Source organism: Microbacterium abyssi (genome assembly GCF_015277895.1).
Classification (GTDB): Bacteria; Actinomycetota; Actinomycetes; order Actinomycetales; family Microbacteriaceae; genus Microbacterium; species Microbacterium abyssi.
The window spans coordinates 489493-503698 of sequence record NZ_CP063815.1 but is presented as its reverse complement, the minus strand read 5'-3'; the positions used below and the strand labels follow the sequence as shown (position 1 = coordinate 503698).

15 protein-coding genes are annotated in these 14206 nt (G+C 69.4%); 3 read left to right on the top strand and 12 right to left on the bottom strand.

From position 1 onward, the window contains the following. Window positions 1-1530 (bottom strand): lysine--tRNA ligase, encoded by a 1530-nt coding sequence (lysS, locus tag IM776_RS02410; RefSeq protein WP_194421490.1) that lies wholly within the window; start codon window positions 1528-1530, stop codon window positions 1-3. Window positions 1531-1667: 137 nt separating this feature from the next. Between lysS and IM776_RS02405 the strand changes: the two genes are divergently transcribed. Next, window positions 1668-3458, top strand: a complete 1791-nt coding sequence (locus IM776_RS02405; protein ID WP_194421489.1) for a DUF2207 domain-containing protein — start codon at window positions 1668-1670, stop codon at window positions 3456-3458. 199 nt (window positions 3459-3657) lie between these two features. Here IM776_RS02405 and IM776_RS02400 read toward each other — a convergent pair whose 3' ends face one another. From IM776_RS02400 to tilS, 11 genes are all read right to left on the bottom strand, one after another. After that, complete coding sequence (locus IM776_RS02400) at window positions 3658-4347, bottom strand: DUF2520 domain-containing protein (RefSeq protein ID WP_194421488.1); 690 nt, start codon at window positions 4345-4347, stop codon at window positions 3658-3660. Continuing rightward, entirely contained in the window at window positions 4337-6133 is a 1797-nt protein-coding gene (locus IM776_RS02395; protein ID WP_194421487.1) for a PH domain-containing protein, read from the bottom strand. Before IM776_RS02395 ends, IM776_RS02400 begins: the two co-directional genes overlap by 11 nt. Beyond that, the gene (locus IM776_RS02390) at window positions 6130-6723 is read right to left on the bottom strand and encodes a PH domain-containing protein (RefSeq protein ID WP_422730931.1); all 594 of its coding nucleotides are present in this window, start codon (window positions 6721-6723) and stop codon (window positions 6130-6132) included. Before IM776_RS02390 ends, IM776_RS02395 begins: the two co-directional genes overlap by 4 nt. Beyond that, the gene (locus IM776_RS02385) at window positions 6680-7162 is read right to left on the bottom strand and encodes a DUF3180 domain-containing protein (protein WP_194421486.1); all 483 of its coding nucleotides are present in this window, start codon (window positions 7160-7162) and stop codon (window positions 6680-6682) included. The genes IM776_RS02390 and IM776_RS02385 overlap by 44 nt, the downstream gene beginning before the upstream one ends. Further along, window positions 7159-7680, bottom strand: a complete 522-nt coding sequence (folK, locus tag IM776_RS02380; protein WP_228479870.1) for a 2-amino-4-hydroxy-6-hydroxymethyldihydropteridine diphosphokinase — start codon at window positions 7678-7680, stop codon at window positions 7159-7161. The genes IM776_RS02385 and folK overlap by 4 nt, the downstream gene beginning before the upstream one ends. Beyond that, window positions 7680-8069 carry a dihydroneopterin aldolase gene (gene folB / locus IM776_RS02375; protein WP_228479869.1) on the bottom strand — a complete coding sequence of 130 codons (390 nt, stop codon included), beginning with the start codon at window positions 8067-8069 and terminating at the stop codon, window positions 7680-7682. The genes folK and folB overlap by 1 nt, the downstream gene beginning before the upstream one ends. Before the next feature lies 1 nt (window position 8070). Then, window positions 8071-8865, bottom strand: coding sequence for a dihydropteroate synthase (folP, locus tag IM776_RS02370; RefSeq protein WP_194421485.1), 795 nt, complete (start codon window positions 8863-8865; stop codon window positions 8071-8073). Then, on the bottom strand, window positions 8862-9470 hold the full coding sequence (gene folE, locus IM776_RS02365; RefSeq protein WP_194421484.1) for a GTP cyclohydrolase I: 609 nt from the start codon (window positions 9468-9470) through the stop codon (window positions 8862-8864). The genes folP and folE overlap by 4 nt, the downstream gene beginning before the upstream one ends. Window positions 9471-9472: 2 nt before the next feature. Beyond that, complete coding sequence (ftsH, locus tag IM776_RS02360) at window positions 9473-11488, bottom strand: ATP-dependent zinc metalloprotease FtsH (protein ID WP_194421483.1); 2016 nt, start codon at window positions 11486-11488, stop codon at window positions 9473-9475. Window positions 11489-11576: 88 nt separating this feature from the next. Further along, on the bottom strand, window positions 11577-12128 hold the full coding sequence (gene hpt, locus IM776_RS02355) for a hypoxanthine phosphoribosyltransferase (RefSeq protein ID WP_194421482.1): 552 nt from the start codon (window positions 12126-12128) through the stop codon (window positions 11577-11579). A gap of 124 nt (window positions 12129-12252) precedes the next feature. Next, window positions 12253-13245 carry a tRNA lysidine(34) synthetase TilS gene (gene tilS / locus IM776_RS02350; protein WP_194421481.1) on the bottom strand — a complete coding sequence of 331 codons (993 nt, stop codon included), beginning with the start codon at window positions 13243-13245 and terminating at the stop codon, window positions 12253-12255. Between the two features lie 65 nt (window positions 13246-13310). On the opposite strand from tilS, the gene IM776_RS15830 reads away from it, so the two are divergent. Beyond that, window positions 13311-13508, top strand: a complete 198-nt coding sequence (locus IM776_RS15830; RefSeq protein WP_228479868.1) for a TMEM175 family protein — start codon at window positions 13311-13313, stop codon at window positions 13506-13508. A gap of 178 nt (window positions 13509-13686) precedes the next feature. Next, a complete protein-coding gene (ppa, locus tag IM776_RS02340) occupies window positions 13687-14178 on the top strand; it encodes an inorganic diphosphatase (RefSeq protein ID WP_194421480.1) in 492 nt (163 codons plus the stop codon). Window positions 14179-14206 lie beyond the last annotated feature (28 nt).

Below are 14206 nucleotides of genomic sequence, written 5' to 3'. Positions count from 1 at the left end.
CTACTTGACCAGCGGGAAGAGGATCGTCTCGCGGATGCCCAGCCCCGTGATCGCCATCAGAAGGCGGTCGATGCCCATGCCCATGCCACCGGAGGGCGGCATGCCGTGCTCGAGCGCCCGCAGGAACTCCTCGTCGACGCGCATCGCCTCGACGTCACCGGATGCCGCGAGCTTGGCCTGCTCGACGAAGCGCTCGCGCTGGATGACAGGGTCCACCAGCTCGGAGTACCCGGTGGCGAGCTCGAAGCCGCGCACGTACAGGTCCCACTTCTCGACGACGCCGGGGATCGAGCGGTGCTCGCGCACCAGCGGAGAGGTGTCGACGGGGAAGTCCATGACGAACGTCGGGCGCACCAGATCGCGCTTGACGAAGTGCTCCCACAGCTCCTCGATGAGCTTGCCGTGGATCGCATGGGGCGGCACGTCGACGCCGTTGGCCTCGGCGAACGCGATGAGATCCTCCACCGCGTCCTCGGGGGTGAAGGTGCGTCCGGCCGCCTGCGAGAGCGACTCGTACATCGAGACGCGATCCCACTCGCCGCCGAGGTCGTAGTCGGTGCCGTCGGCCCAGGTGACCGTCGTGGATCCGGCGACGGCGATCGCGGCCTGCTGCACGAGCTCCTGCGTGAGCTCGGCCATCTGGTCGTAGTCGCCGTACGCCTGGTACGCCTCGAGCATCGCGAACTCGGGGCTGTGCGTGGAGTCGGCACCCTCGTTGCGGAAGTTGCGGTTGATCTCGAAGACCCGCTCGATGCCGCCGACGACGGCGCGCTTGAGATACAGCTCCGGCGCGATGCGCAGGTACAGCTCGGTGTCGAACGCGTTCGAGTGGGTGATGAAGGGGCGGGCGGATGCTCCGCCGTGCTGCACCTGCAGCATCGGGGTCTCCACCTCGAGGTAGTCGTGCGATCCGAACGTCGCACGCAGGCTCGCATTGACCGCAGCGCGGGCGCGCACGCTGCTGCGGGCCTGCTCGCGCACGATCAGGTCGAGGTAGCGGCTGCGTACGCGGCTCTCCTCGTTCAGTTCGGCGTAGGCGTTCGGCAGCGGCAGGATCGCCTTGGACGCGATCGCCCAGTCGTCGGCCATGATCGACAGCTCGCCGCGCCGGCTGGAGATGACCTGGCCGTGCACGAAGACGTGGTCGCCGAGGTCGACGAACTCCTTCCAGCGCGCAAGCGAGTCCTCGCCCACCTCCGCGAGCGAGATCATCGCCTGGATGCGCGAGCCGTCACCGGCCTGCAGCGTGGCGAAGCAGAGCTTGCCCGTGTTGCGGCTGAAGACGACACGGCCGGCGACTCCGACGACGACTCCGGTCTCCGCGCCCGCCTCGAGGCCGTCGTACTCGGCGCGCAGCGCCGGGATGTGGTGCGTCACCGGCACGCCGACAGGGAACGCCCCGCCCGCGGCATTCGCCCGCTGCTCGATGAGGCGCTCGCGCTTGGCGAGACGGACGGCCTTCTGCTCGTGGACGTCCTCGCCTTCGGCGGCGTCTGGGGTGGAAACGGGCGCGTCAGGCGCGGTGGTCATAGCGGCTCCTCGGAAGTCGCCTCCGAGTTTACCGGGCGGGGCTGAGCGCCTCCCGTCCCCTGCGGCCAGAGGCGCCGCAGCGTCGGCCCTCAGAGACGTTCCCTGAGCCTGAGTTCACTGCCAAGTACCCTCGAAGCATGCTCCTCCGCTCCCTTTCGCTTGCGGCCGTCGCAGCGTCCGCGCTGTTCGCCGGAACCGTCGCCTCGGCATCCGCTGCGGGCGACGTCGACGACTTCGACTTCTCCTCGTGGGAGGCGACGTTCGACGTCGGGATCGACGACGACGGCCGCTCCACACTGCACGTCGTGGAGACGCGGGTCGCCGAGTTTCCCGAGTCCGACCAGAATCGCGGCATCGTCGCCGGCTATCCGGAGCGCTACCAGGGCGCAAGCCTCGAGACCACGATCCTCTCCGTGCGCGACGAGAACGGCGAGGACGTGCCGTACGAGACCGAGGACGACGACGGCGTGCTGTACGTCCTCACCGGGAACGACGACTACGTGCACGGCTCGACGACGTACGTCATCGAGTACGAGATGCGCGACGTCGTCATCGCCGCGTCGGGCACCGAGGTCGACGAGTTCTACTGGGATCTGCTCCCGCTCGACAGCACGCAGGACATCGGATCGTTCCAGGCGGAGGTCCGCTTCGACGAGGGCCTCGCCCAGCACCTGACCGGCGACGCGTCCTGCTATCAGGGGCGTCAGGGCGCGGTCGACACGTGCGAACTGGATGCCTCCGGCGGCACGTTCACCGTCTCGGCCGAGGCACTCACCGCCGGTGAGGGTGTCACCTTGGCTATCGCGCTCGAGCCCGGCACCGTGACGCAGCCGCCGGCGCGCCTGCCGAGCCCGGCGACCGATGTGCTGCCCTACGCCGTCGGCGGCGGGGCTGCGCTCCTGTCCGTCTGCGGCTGGCTCGCGACGAGCATGATGATCCGCCGCCGCCGGCGCGGCACTGGGATCGTCGTCGCGCAGTACGACGTGCCGGATGCCATGCCGCCCCTAGTGGCGAGCAGCCTCATCCCCGGTGCGAAGAACCCGCTCACGGCGCAGATCATCCATCTCGCCGTGCGCGGGATGCTGCGCCTGGAGGACATCCCGGACGAGGGTGAGAAGAAGCGCCGCCCGCGACTCCGCCGGCTGGATGCGCCGATCCCCGACCCGATCGACGAGCGCTCTCTCAAAGCGCTGTTCGGCAGCGACGAGATCGGCATCGTGATGAAGATGCCGAAGAACAGCAAGTCCTTCGCAGGACGCGTGCAGAAGCTGTTGAGATCGGCCGCGCGCGAGGCGGAGAAGCGCGGTTTCACGACCAAGGCACGGAGCACGGCGGCGCGCATCGTCCAGGCCGGCGCGCTGCTCGCGTTCGCCGTCATGGTGGCACTGTTGGTGTGGAGCATCGCGATGGGCCGCGACTCGGCTGGCCCGGTGTTCTTCGTGACGCTGCTGTGCGGCGCGCTGGTGCTGATCTCGAGCATCGTGGCGTTCTCGAAGCACACCGTGCTCACGCCCGAGGGCGCACTGCAGCTGGAGTACCTCGAGGGAGTGCGCGAGTTCATCCGCGTCGCGGAGGAGGACCGACTGCGGATGCTGCAGTCGTACAGCGGCGCGGAGCGGCGCAGCGACGGCGGCGTCGACATCATCCACGTGTACGAGCGGCTGCTGCCCTACGCGATCCTGTTCGGGCAGGAGCGCGAGTGGGGCACCGTGCTCGAGCACGCGTACGGCGCGGCGCAGCAGGAGCCGGGCTGGATCGACGGCACGAGCTACGGCATCGCCCTGCGCGTCGCACTGATCGCCTCGGCCACCCGCGCATCGTCGACCTACTCCTCGCCCAGCAGCGGCAGTTCGTCGGGTTTCGGCGGCTCCGCCGGGGGCGGCTTCTCCGGGGGCGGGGGCGGCGGCGGGTTCTCGGGCGGACGCTGAGCGCGTTGCCGAGAAGGCTTCGGCTCCCTCCGGTCGCTCAGCCCGTTTCGTCTCGCCTTCGACTCGCTCAACAACCCGCGGGGCGCTGCTGCTGAACAGGCTTCGGCCCCGCGGGTCGTTGAGCGGAGGCGGCCCAGCCGCCGCAGACGAAACGCCTTGAGCGAGCGCAGCGAGTCGAAATGTTCACAGCCGACGCGCGTCAGATCGCGGGCGGGTCGGATGCCTCGCGCAAAGCGGTCTCGACGGTCGACTGCACGAGTGCCGACAGGTACCCGCCCGGGTTCTCGATCCCGATGCCGCGCAGCAGCGACGTCGACTGGCCGATGATGGCGCGGGAGAACTCGGATGCCGTCGCGATCGCCTCCGCGTACGCCGCACGGTCCTCCTCGTCGATGACGACCGGCTCGCAGCCGAGCTCGACCGCGAGCGCCTGCGCGATCGGCAGCACCGGCGCGGGTGCCGTGACCGCGGCGAACCCGGCCTGCAGCTGGCGGAGGTCGATCGAGGTGCCGGTGAACGAGATCGCGGGATGCACGGCGAGCGGGATCGCGCCCGACCGCTGCGCGGGCTCCAGCACCGCGATGCCGTAGGCCGGATCGGTGTGCAGCACGAGCTGCCCGGGCTGCCACGCGCCCAGATCGGCGAGTCCGCTCACAAGTCCCGGAAGCTCATCGTGCGGGACTGCCAGGATCACCAGTTCACTTCGGCGCAGCACTTCCGGGGCGTCGAGCACCGGCACGCCGGGGAGGATCCCCGCGACCCGGTCGTCGTCCGATCCGCTGGTGATGCCGGTGATCGCGTGTCCGGCCCCGCCGAGCGCTGCACCGATCACAGGTCCGACGCGGCCGGCGCCGACGATGCCGACGCCGAGACGGCCGTCACGACTCACGCGGCTCCTCGGTCCGGACCTGCGCCTCCATCTCGACGGGCGCCACGGTCTCGGGCGCCTGCGTTCCTGGTTCCGCGGCACCGGGCGCCTCCGCCTCGATCTCCATCGCCCACCGGTGGCTGTGGTCGCGCTGTACGGCGACCGAGGCACGATGCGCGATGTCGTTCACAGCGGCATTGACCTCGACGCTCTCGATGCCGACGATCTCGCCGAGCACGGGCCCCGTGACACTGTGCGCCTTCAGCGCCGCCACCTTCTGCAGCCGGTCGATCGGACCCTGCTCCGCGGAGATGCCCTGCAGCCGGACCAGCGGGAACACCGCCAGCTTGCGCCACAGGTTGCCTCGGCGCAGCAGCATTCCGAAATCGGTGACGGCGAGGCCGTGCCGCTTCCAGGAGAAGGGCCGGCGCCACCAGGCGCGTCGGGCCATGGTCCGGTACGGATCCTCGCCCTGCTTCTGCGGGCCCTGGATTCCGTGCTCCCACACCAGTGGCAGGTCGGCCTCCGGCAGATCGGGCAGGATCAGCCCGAGCACCCGCTGCACGTCGGCGGCGACGCCGACCGGCAGCACGATGTTGAACTGCTGCGCGGTGCTCGACTGCTGCTGCGCGAGGCTCTTGCCGCTCATGCGGTTGATCTTGATCGCCCACCACCCGAACGGGCGCCACAGCATCGACTGCGTGACCTCGACGGCGAAGATGCGCCCCGGCGGGATGGTCTCGGTGATCGTCGTGAACAGCCCATAGGTGATGCGCACACCGTCCGGCGTCGGCGCGATCGAGTAGCGCAGCGACTTCGAGATCTGCGCCCAGGTGATCGCCACGGCGGCGATAACGAACGGGATGCCGATGCCGAGCGCGACACCGAGGATCCCGAACCCGGCATCGGGGCCGCCGTCGGCCAGGATCGCCGGCACGGTGAACGCCATCGTGATGCCGAACAGCACCAGGAAGAACACCAGCCACAGCAGGCCCGCCAGCAGCTGCGATCCGACGAGGCGCCCTGTGGGGATCTTGACGACGCTCTCAGGCGCGACGTCGGCGAGGTCGACACCTTCGATGAGTCCGCTCACGCCGGTGTTCATCGAACCGACGAGCTGGGAGCGGCGGGTGCCGGCCGGAGCGTCCTGCGTTCCGCGCTGCCGGGCGGCGCGGGCCGCACGAGCGCCGGATGCCAGGCGCAGGATGTCCGCGCGCACGCTCTCGGCCTTGGGGGTCGACAGGTACTCCAGCGGGACGTTCGCGTCGGTGCCTGCGCCGACCACCTCGAGCTTGGCCATGCCGATCAGGCGGGCGGGGAACGGTCTCGTGAGGTTCACGCCCTGCACGCGGTCGAGGGGCGCACGCCGCTGCGACCGGAAGATGATGCCCTTGCGCACCTCGACGTGCTCCTCCGAGATGCGGAACTGCTGGAACCGCCACACCATCCAGAACGCCGCGATCAGCACGATCAGCACGCCGAGCACGATGAGCAGTGCGATCAGGATGAAATTGTTCGACAGCACCCAGTCGACCGGGTCTCCGGCCGAGTAGTCCTCGACGTGCGCCTGCGGCGCGAATGCGTTGACCATCCAGTAGATGATGCGATCGCGGAAGCTGTTGAGCACGATGCCCGCCACGATGATCAGCACCAGTCCGCCCTTGAACAGCGGTGTCAGCGGGTGCAGGCGATGCCATTCGCCGTCCGCGAGCGAGTCGACGTCGGCGGGCGGCTCGGGGACGGGCGGCAGCGGCGGTTGTGCGGGCGCCTGTCCCGCGAACTGCTCCGGCTGCTCGGGCGTGCTCACAGGCCCGTCCGGCGCGTCTCGGCGACGTCGATCAGCGTGTCGCGCAGCGACTCGGCCGCGGCCTGCGTGAGTCCGGGGATCTGCACGCCGGTGGTCGCGGCCGCGGTGACCATCTTCAGCTGGGCGACGCCGAATGCGCGATCGAGCGGCCCGTGCGTGATATCGACGAGCTGCATCCTGCCGTAGGGGACGGCGATGATGCGCTGCCAGAGGATGCCCTTGCGGAACACGATGTCGTCCTCACGCAGCATGTAGCCGATCGCCCTCGCCTGGCGCGGCAGGATCGCCAGCGTCACGAGGATGACCGCAGCGAGGATGCCCCCGGGGATCCACGCCCAGGTCTGGTCCAGCACGAGCGTCAGCACCAGCACCACGATGACCAGGAGCGCGAGAACGAGGCCGTTCTGCAGGAACTGCGAGGTGACGTAGCGCGGCGAGATCTGGTGCCATCGGCCATCGAGTGCGAGACGTCCGGCGCCTCGCGGCTCGCGCAGCTGCTCATAGGTGCCCTCGTCGAGAACGGGGGCGGCAGCGGGCTGCGGCCGATCAGCTCCCGTCGGCTCCGGCGGGGTCATCTGGCTGTCTGTCATCAGGATCCTTCGGCAGGGTGCAGAACTGTTCGGCGACGAGGGCTGCGACAACGAGTGCGAGCGAACTCGCCACGAGCGCCGCCATCGCCACAACCGACCCTACCTGGGGTGCGACGGGACGCGACAGGAGGAACGCCAGCAGTCCGGATCCGAATCCCGTCATGATCGCGCCGAGCAGGCTGGATGCACGTGCCAGGGTCGCCACACGCATCGCGCGGAACGGGTCGATACGCGCGCGCGACGGCCCGCGCACACTTCGCCGCACAGGCCACGCAAGGGTGATCACGGATGCCGCGAGCACGAGCAGAAGCAGCGGCAGGAACCCTGACGGTGAGAACGTCGCCCGTCCGCCGACTGTGAGCAGGTGGTCGATGAGATAGCCGATCCCTCCTCCGGCCAGGGCCAGGAGGATGAGGGCGAGCGCCGAGGTGCGCTTCATCGGCGCAGGGCCTCGATCAGATCGGCGACGCGCCCGCGGCCGGGGATCGCGGCATCGGGGTCGAGGCTCAGCCACGGCTCGAGCACGAACAGCCGCTCGGCTGCGCGCGGGTGCGGGAGCAGCACGTGCGGATCGTCGGATCGCAGCCCGCCGTAAGCGATGAGGTCGAGGTCGAGCGTACGGTCACCCCAGCGCTCGCGGCGCTCGCGGCCGTGTTCCTCCTCGATGGCGTGCAGCAGCCCGAGCAGCACCTGCGGCGCGAGCCGGGTGGTCATCAGCGCCACGGCGTTCACGTAGCTCGGCGCGTCGGGATCCGGACCGTCCAGGCGGACGGCGACCGTCTCGTGCAGATCGGACAGGCGCAGGTCGTCGACGAGGGGCAGGCGGGCGATGCGCGCGGCCGCCCGCCGGATGGTCTCGGTGCGATCTCCGAGGTTCGCTCCGAGGGCGATGACCGCCTCGACCGCATCGCGGCCCGGCCGCGGGTCGGGTGCCGGCATCGGAGGCATCCGGACCATCAGGCCTCCTCGGTGCGAGCGCGGCGGAGTGTGACGGCGACGTCCGCGAACGTCAGCGGGATCGGGGCGTGCGGCTTGTGGACGGTGACTTCGACGGCGCGGACCCGCCGGTCGCCGAGTGCGACGTCCGCGATTCGTTGCGCGAGCGTCTCGATGAGGTTCACCGGTTCACCGGCCACGACCGCGGCGACGCTCTCGGCGAGCTCGCCGTAGTGCACGGTGTCGGCGACGTCGTCGGATGCCGCGGCATCCGCCAGCGACAGCTGCAGGCTCAGATCGATCGTGAACTCCTGCCCGTTCTCGCGCTCGTGCGCGAAGACGCCGTGCCGACCGAAGACGGTGAGGCCCGTGAGGCGGATCTCGTCGCTCGTCATCTCCTGGCGCGTCATCTCAGCCCTCCCACGCGTGAGCGATCGCCAGGGCGTCACGGGTCGCGGCGACGTTGTGGACGCGCACCGCCCAGACATCGTGGCGGACGGCAAGGGCGCTCGTGACGGCGGTGGCGAGGTCACGACGCTCCTCGGACACCTCGCCGCCGCCGAGTGCCTCTGCGAGGAAGCGCTTGCGCGAGGTGCCGATGAGCACGCGATGGCCGAGGGCGGTGATGTCGTCGAGTCCGCGCAGCACGTCCCAGTTCTGGTCGCCCGCTTTCGCGAAGCCGATGCCGGGGTCGAGGATGATGCGAGAGGGGGCGATGCCGGCGGCCGCGGCCTCGCCGACGCGCTCGCGCAGCTCACCTGCGACCTCCCGCGATGCCCGCCGGTACTCCGCGCGCGCGTACATGTCGGTGGACGGGCCGCGCCAGTGACCGATGGCGAAGTCGGCGCCGGACTCGGCGACGGCCGCGCGCATCTCGGGGTCGGCAAGACCACCGGAGACGTCGTTGACGATGCGGGCGCCGGCCCGGACGGCCGCGGCGGCCGTGGAGGCGTTCAGGGTGTCGATGCTCACGGCGATGCCGCGCGCGGCGAGCTCCTGGATCACCGGGACCACGCGCTGCTGCTCGACCGCCGGCTCGACGCGCTCGGAGCCGGGGCGCGTGGACTCCCCGCCGATGTCGAGGATGGTCGCCCCGGCATCCTGCAGTGCCAATCCGTGCGCGATCGCGCGCTCCGGATCGATGTACCGGCCGCCGTCGCTGAACGAGTCGGTGGTGACGTTGACGATTCCCCAGATCACGGTCACCGTTCCGCTCCCTGAGCCGGTCGGAGGGATCCGATGAGAGCGATCAGTTCTGCGCGCGCGACAGGGTCGGTGTACTCGCCGCGTGCCGCGATGGTGAGGGTCGAGGCATCCGTCTGACGTCCGCCCCGCATCGTGACGCATCCGTGCACGGCATCCAGCACGACGAGCACCCCGCGCGTGTCAAGGTGCTCGGCGATCGTGTCGGCGATCTGCTCGCCGAGGCGCTCCTGCACCTGCGGGCGTGCCGCGATGGTCTCGACGACGCGGACGAGCGCGCCGAGCCCGACGACCTGTTCACCGGGCTGGTAGGCGATGTGCGCGTGACCGGCGAAGGGCAGCAGATGGTGCTCGCACACGGAGCGGAAGCGGATGTCGCGCAGCAGGACGGCCCCGGAGGGCAGGGTCTCAGGGGCGGGGCCCCGAGAGACGCTGATGGTGCGGGCGAGGGGGGATGCCGCATCCTCACCGACGCCCGAGAAGAACTCGTCGTACAACTCGGCGACGCGCGCCGGCGTCTGCTTGAGACCCGGCCGGTCGGGGTCCTCGCCGATCGCCTCGAGCAGCTCTCGTGTCAGCCGCTCGATCCGTTCCCGGTCGACGGCCACGATCAGGCCGTCGCCGGGCGCGCCTGACCAGAGGCGGGAGCGCCGCCGGTGGCGCCGCGCAGCGCCGTCGCGTCCGCCGAGCCGTCGACGGATGCCGCGGCGTCGGCGGGGACCACGCGCTTGGGCATCTCGATCGGCGGGCGATCGGACACCGGACGGTCGGAGCTCGACAGCCACAGCGGGCGCTCCGGAAGCTTGCGCACGTCCTTGAAGATCTCGGCGATCTGGTTGTGGTCGAGCGTCTCCTCCTCGAGCAGCGCGAGAGCCAGGCGGTCGAGGATGTCTCGGTTGTCGCTGATCACCTGGTACGCCTCGTCGTGCGCCTGCTCGATCAGTCCGCGCACCTCGACGTCGACGCGCTCGGCAACCGACTCGGAGTACTCGCGGCCGCGGCCCATGTCGCGACCCGCGAACGGTTCGCCGCCCTCGGAGCCGAGCTTGACCGGCCCGAGTTCGGTGGTCATGCCGTACTCGATGACCATCTTGCGGGCGATGCCGGTGGCCTTCTCGATGTCGTTCGATGCGCCGGTGGTCGGGTCGTGGAAGACGAGCTCCTCCGCGACGCGTCCGCCCATGGCGTAGGTGAGCTGGTCCTGCAGTTCGTTGCGGGTGACGGAGTACTTGTCGTCGACCGGCATGACCATCGTGTATCCGAGCGCCTTGCCGCGCGGCAGGATCGTGATCTTGGTCACGGGGTCGGTGTAGTTCATCGCCGCCGCGGCCAGCGCGTGACCGCCCTCGTGGTACGCCGTGATGAGCTTCTCGCGATCCTTCATGACGCGGGTGCGGCGCTGCGGGCCGGCGATCACGCGGTCGATGGCCTCGTCGAGAGCACGGTTGTCGACCAGCTGTGCGTTCGAGCGCGCCGTCAGCAGGGCTGCCTCGTTGAGGACGTTGGCGAGATCGGCGCCGGTGAATCCCGGCGTCTTGCGGGCGACGACCTCGAGGTCGACGCTCTTGGAGAGAGGCTTGCCCTTCGAGTGCACCTCGAGGATGTGCAGACGGCCCTTGAGGTCCGGAGCATCCACGCCGATCTGGCGGTCGAAGCGGCCGGGGCGCAGCAGCGCGGGGTCGAGGATGTCGGGACGGTTCGTGGCCGCGATCACGATGACGTTCGCGTTCGGGTCGAAGCCGTCCATCTCGACGAGCATCTGGTTCAGCGTCTGCTCGCGCTCGTCGTTGCCGCCGCCCATGCCGGCGCCACGGTGACGGCCGACGGCGTCGATCTCGTCGATGAAGATGATCGCGGGGGCGTTCTCCTTGGCCTGGTTGAACAGGTCGCGCACGCGGGATGCTCCGACGCCGACGAACATCTCGACGAAGTCCGAACCGGAGATCGAGTAGAACGGAGCACCGGCCTCACCGGCGACCGCGCGCGCGAGAAGGGTCTTACCGGTGCCGGGAGGGCCGTACAGCAGCACGCCCTTCGGGATGCGGGCGCCGATCGCCTGGAACTTCGCGGGGTCCTGGAGGAACTCCTTGATCTCCTCGAGCTCCTCGATGGCCTCGTCGGCGCCGGCGACGTCGGCGAAGGTGACTGTCGGCGTCTCCTTGCTGACGAGCTTGGCCTTGGACTTGCCGAACTGCATGACCTTGCCGCCGCCGCCCTGCATGGACGAGAGGAGCCACCAGAACAGCAGGCCGAGCAGCACGAGCGGAAGGAGCAGAGAGAGGAACCCGTCGAACCAGGTGGCACGGGGTACGACGTCGTTGAAGCCGTCCTTGGGCTCGGCGGAGTTGATGGCGGAGACGACCTCGTCCGCACGCGCCTCGACGTAGTAGAACTGCACCTGCGTGGAGTCCTCGAACGCCTTCGAGAGCGTCATGTCGACGCGCTGATCACCGTCTGTCGTGGTGACCTCGGTGACGGTCTCGCCCGCGAGCAGGTCGAGACCCTGCTGCGTCGTGATCGTCTTCGGAGCGCCCAGGTTCGAGATCAGCAGGAACCCGCCGAACAGCAGCACACCGATCAGCACCACGTAGAGCAGTGGGTTGCGGGTGATCTTCTTCACGTCCATGATCCGTTCAGCGTATCGCGCGCGTCCTTGGGCCCCGCTGTGATTCGCCCACGGCGTACGGCTCGTCGGGCGTCAGGGACAGAGGGCGTCAGGAGTAGACGTGCGGCGCGAGCACGGCGATGTCGCGCAGGTTGCGGTAGCGCTCGTCGTAGTCGAGGCCGTAGCCGACGACGAAGTCGGTGGGGATGTCGAATCCGACGTACTTGCAGTCGATCTCGACCTTCGCGGCGTCGGGCTTGCGCAGCAGCGCCAGCACCTCGAGCGACTCGGGGCCGCGCGACTCGAAGTTCTCGAGCAGCCAGCTGAGGGTGAGACCGGAGTCGATGATGTCTTCGACGATGAGCACGTGCTTGCCGTGCAGATCGGTGTCGAGGTCCTTGCGGATCTGGACGACACCGCTCGACTTCGTGCTGGAGCCGTAGCTCGACACCGCCATCCAGTCCATCGGCGCGTGGACGGGAAGTGCGCGGGCGAAATCGGCCATCACCATCACGGCGCCCTTGAGGACGCCGACCAGGAGCAGGTCCTTGCCTTCGTAGTCCTTCGTCACCTGAGCTGCGAGCTCTTCGAGCTTCGCTTTGATCTCCTCCTCTGTGATGAGGATCTCTGCAAGGTCATCCTGGATCTCAGCCGCACGCATGACTCGATTTTAGGTGACGGATCCCGTGGGTTCGGCAATTCGGCGTCTCGCGGCGGGATCGGCGATCTGCTGGGCGGCCTGTTCGGTGGGAAGTGGCCGCTTCGGCTCCTCGCCGTGCTCCTCGCTATCGCGCGGTGAACACGACTCGCCCGTCGACGCGTGCAGCCGAGCAGCCGGGAAGATCGATCGGCCCCTGACCCGACCAGTCGGTGACCAGGCGTGCGACCTCGAGCGTCTGGGTGCGAGTGAGGCTCGCACCGAACTCGCTGTGCGCGACGAGGCGGATGATCCGGTTGCGCAGCGCTGCGGGGTTCGCGGCGAGCGCTGGAACGCTGACGGAGATGCCGGCCTCGGCGTGCTCGACGATGTCCTCGATCGTCTCGTGGATGATCTCGTCGAACGCCTCGGCATCCTCCCGCAGCTGCTCGGCGGTGCGGGCGAGGGCCTCCGCGACGCCGGGCCCGAGCTCCGACTCGAGGACGGGCATCACGCTCTCGCGCACCCGCACGCGCGCGAAGCGGTGCTCACGGTTGTGCGGATCGTGCCACGGTTCGAGGTCGGATGCTGTGCAGAAGGCCTCGGTCGTCACCCGGCGCACCCCGAGCATCGGTCGCAGCCACACCGTGCCGTCCTCGTCCTCCCGACGCGCCGCCATGCCCTGCAGACTCGCGGCACCGGAGCCGCGGGCGAGGCCGAGCAGCACGGTCTCGGCTTGATCGTCGAGCGTGTGGCCCAGCAGGACGGCCGCAGCACGCTCGTCCGTCGCGATGCGGCGGAGCGCGGCGTAGCGCGCGTCGCGAGCAGCCGCCTCGGTGCCGGCATCCGATTCTGCATCCACCTGCACCCGCTCGGCCCGCGCCCGGATGCCGAGGGACTCCGCCTTCGAGGCAGCGGATGCCGCGGCATCCGGCGACCCGTCCTGCAACCCGTGATCGATCGTGGCGCTCAGCACCTGCATCCCCCGCGAGCGCGCCTCGAACGCGGTCGCGGCAGCGAGCGCGAGCGAGTCCGCGCCGCCGGAGAGCGCGACGATGACCGTCACCCCGTCCGGGAGACTCGTGAGCGCGGTGCGTACGGCGAGGCGGATCTCTGCGACGGCGGGCGGAAGCGATGGCATCCTCCAACGCTACGACACCGGGCTCCCCCTACCATCGGCGTCCCTCACGGTCGTACTCTGAGCGGGTGACCGACCAGGCGACGTTCGCACCGGAGCGATTGAAGGCGTTCGTCGATGCCGTTGTGGCGATCGCGATGACCCTGCTGATCCTGCCGTTGCTGGAGTCGGTCTCGGAGGCAGCGGACGCCGGCACGGACACCGGCGAATTCCTCGTCGAGCACAGCGGGCAGCGCTGCTGTGGATCACAGTCGCATGGATGCTGACCATCGTGTGGCTGCCGGTGCCGACGGCGATGCTCGGTCAGATGGACACCGCTCCCCTGCATCGGGTACTTCGCGCTGTTGCTGGTCGCGCTGTCGGACCCGCTCGAGAAACTGCTGCTGCGCGCACGCAGGTAGGCTTGTCCGCGGCATCCAACCGTCATTTCTGAGGAGCACACGCATGGGCGCACACGACGCCGTCATCGAGATTCCGCGCGGCAGCCGCGTCAAGTACGAGGTCGACCACGAGACCGGGCGGGTCCACCTCGACCGCGTTCTGTACACGACCTTCGGTTACCCGGCCGACTACGGCTACTTCGACAACACGCTCGGCGAGGACGGCGACCCGCTCGACGTGCTCGTGCTGCTCGACCACGCGATCTACCCCGGCGTGGTCGTCGAGGTCCGCCCCGTCGCCGTGCTGAAGATGAGCGACGAAGCCGGCGGAGACGACAAGCTCGTCGCCGTGCTGAGCAAGGACCCGCGCTGGTCGCACATCCAGGACGTCGACGACCTGGCCGAGTACACGAAGAAAGAGATCGCGCACTTCTTCGAGCACTACAAGGACCTCGAGCCGAACAAGTGGGTCAAGGTCGACGAGTGGGGCAACGCCGCCGAGGCGCAGCGCATCCTCGACGAGTCGATCGCCCGCTTCGGCGAGCAGGGTCACTGACCTCTCCGGACACGAAGAAGCCCTCGGC

What these genes read in the sequence shown, in the direction of transcription:
- IM776_RS02390 (WP_422730931.1), bottom strand. Translation starts at nt 6,723, where the DNA reads ATGACAGACAGCCAGATGACCCCGCCGGAGCCGACGGGAGCTGATCGG.
- folB (WP_228479869.1), bottom strand. Translation starts at nt 8,069, where the DNA reads ATGACGCGCCAGGAGATGACGAGCGACGAGATCCGCCTCACGGGCCTC.
- IM776_RS02405 (WP_194421489.1), top strand. Translation starts at nt 1,668, where the DNA reads ATGCTCCTCCGCTCCCTTTCGCTTGCGGCCGTCGCAGCGTCCGCGCTG.
- IM776_RS02385 (WP_194421486.1), bottom strand. Translation starts at nt 7,162, where the DNA reads ATGAAGCGCACCTCGGCGCTCGCCCTCATCCTCCTGGCCCTGGCCGGA.
- ftsH (WP_194421483.1), bottom strand. Translation starts at nt 11,488, where the DNA reads ATGGACGTGAAGAAGATCACCCGCAACCCACTGCTCTACGTGGTGCTG.
- tilS (WP_194421481.1), bottom strand. Translation starts at nt 13,245, where the DNA reads ATGCCATCGCTTCCGCCCGCCGTCGCAGAGATCCGCCTCGCCGTACGC.
- folK (WP_228479870.1), bottom strand. Translation starts at nt 7,680, where the DNA reads ATGGTCCGGATGCCTCCGATGCCGGCACCCGACCCGCGGCCGGGCCGC.
- hpt (WP_194421482.1), bottom strand. Translation starts at nt 12,128, where the DNA reads ATGCGTGCGGCTGAGATCCAGGATGACCTTGCAGAGATCCTCATCACA.
- ppa (WP_194421480.1), top strand. Translation starts at nt 13,687, where the DNA reads ATGGGCGCACACGACGCCGTCATCGAGATTCCGCGCGGCAGCCGCGTC.
- lysS (WP_194421490.1), bottom strand. Translation starts at nt 1,530, where the DNA reads ATGACCACCGCGCCTGACGCGCCCGTTTCCACCCCAGACGCCGCCGAA.